Genomic DNA, 1,867 nt, shown 5'->3' on the forward strand with positions numbered 1-1,867 from the left:
CCAAGGCATTGCACACCACCATGGCATTCAAGCGGCGGCGAGAGCCGGCTTGCCGCTCCAGCGCCACACAGGCGTCGCGCACCGTGGGTGCGGCGGCCACCGCGCGCAACACGCGCTGGCGGGTGTGGGCATGCAAAAGCGCGCTGCCCCACCAGCCGGGCAGCAACACGCTGAGCAACAACAATACCAGCCAGAGTCCGAGCATCACGCCCGCGGGCAAGGCCTGCGCGGATTGCAGCCACCACAGAGCCAGCGACAAGCCCGACAGCACCAAGGTGTACACCAGCAGCGCCTTCCACAGACGCCGGAAAACCATCCAGTTCAAGCTGCACAAGGCCGCCGCCGGATTCCACACCAGGCCCGCACGGCCCGCGTGGTCGAAGCGCTCGAACACCGCCAGATAGGCCGCCGTGTTCACCGGCCCGAGGGCCGCCCGGTACAAGGCGGTGGTGGTGTTTTCGGGCGCACCGCCATTCGGTGGGGCGGTGGACGAGGGGCTGGCAGGCATGCCGAATTCTGGCACGGCCACGGCCACCCACCGCAACGCCGGGCAGCGCCGCACGCGCTCTGCGGGTTCGCCCCATCGGGGACTTCCGCGGAGCGCAAGACAATGGCGCATGCCCACCACCCGCCCCGACAACCGGGATCTTTCATGAGCCCCAGCCAGATCATCGTGCTCGCCACCCCGGTGTTCTTCGCTTTGATTGCGGTCGAGTACGCCGTGGGCCGGTCCCGAGGACAGCGCAGCTACCGGCTCGACGACGCCATCAACAGCATCGGTCTGGGCATGTTGAGCCAGATCAGCGCGGTGTTCACGCGCCTGCTGCGCATCGGCATCTACACCGGGATCTACGCCGCCGTGGCGGTTTGGCCCAACCAGGGTTTCTGGACCAGCGGGCCGGGCTGGTTGCTGGCCCTGGTGTTCTACGACCTCTGCTACTACTGGCACCACCGCCTGGGCCACACCAGCGCGGTGTTCTGGGCCGCCCATGTGGTGCACCACCAAAGCCAGGACTACAACCTCTCCACGGCTTTGCGCCAAACCAGCAGCGGCGCGCTGCTCGGTTGGGTGTTTTATGTGCCCATGGCCGTTGCCGGTGTACCGCCGCTGGTTTTTGCCGTGGTTGCGCTGGTAGATCTGCTCTACCAGTATTGGATCCACACCCAGCTCGTGGGCAAGCTGGGCTGGTTCGACCGCGTGTTCGCATCGCCCTCGAACCACCGCGTGCACCACGCCGTCAACGACCGCTACCTGGACAAGAACTACGGCGGCATCCTGATCGTGTGGGACAGGCTGTTCGGCAGCTTTCACGAAGAAGACGAAACCGAGCGCTGCGTGTACGGCACACGCAGCCCGCTCAACAGCTGGGACCCGCTCTGGGCCAATGCCGAGGTGTATGCCGCCTTGCTGAAAGACAGCTGGCACACCCGCAGCTGGGCCGACAAACTCCGCGTCTGGTTCCAAGCGCCGGGCTGGCGTCCGGCCGATGTGGCCGCGCGCTTTCCGCGAGCGCCGTTCGACATCGACCAGGTCCAGACCTACGCGTCCCCCATGACGCGCGCTGTCCAGCGCTTCGCGGTCGTGCAGTTCATCGCTGTGCTCGTGGGGGTGGCCGCTTTCCTCTGGCTCACCGACGCTTGGCCGCTGTGGCAAAGCGGGGTCTGGTTTGCGGTTTTGCTGGCGGGTCTGTGGGCGGTGGGCGCGGTGGTGCAAGGCCGCATCGGCATGCTGGAGGCGCTCATGATCGAATGCGCTGCACTGGCCATGGCCACGGCGGCGACCGGCTGGGTGGAATGGCACAGGTTATTCAAACCCTTGACCATGGGTGTGGCGTTGGTAGTGGTGGTGCAGCACTGGCGCCGGGCA

2 protein-coding genes are annotated in these 1,867 nt (G+C 66.6%); one reads left to right on the forward strand and one right to left on the reverse strand.

Annotation, left to right across the window (positions count from 1 at the left end; translation table 11 throughout):
* Positions 1–508, reverse strand: a 508-nt coding sequence (locus tag ABYB95_RS22715) for a DUF2628 domain-containing protein (RefSeq protein ID WP_372662368.1), incomplete at its 3' end; no start/stop codon positions are given.
* Between the two features lie 144 nt (positions 509–652).
* Here ABYB95_RS22715 and ABYB95_RS22720 point away from each other — a divergent pair.
* Positions 653–1,867 (forward strand): sterol desaturase family protein (locus ABYB95_RS22720; protein WP_372662371.1); only part of this gene is annotated, 1,215 nt, incomplete at its 3' end.

It is taken from the genome of Hydrogenophaga sp. (genome assembly GCF_041633695.1).
Taxonomy (GTDB): Bacteria; Pseudomonadota; Gammaproteobacteria; order Burkholderiales; family Burkholderiaceae_C; genus Hydrogenophaga.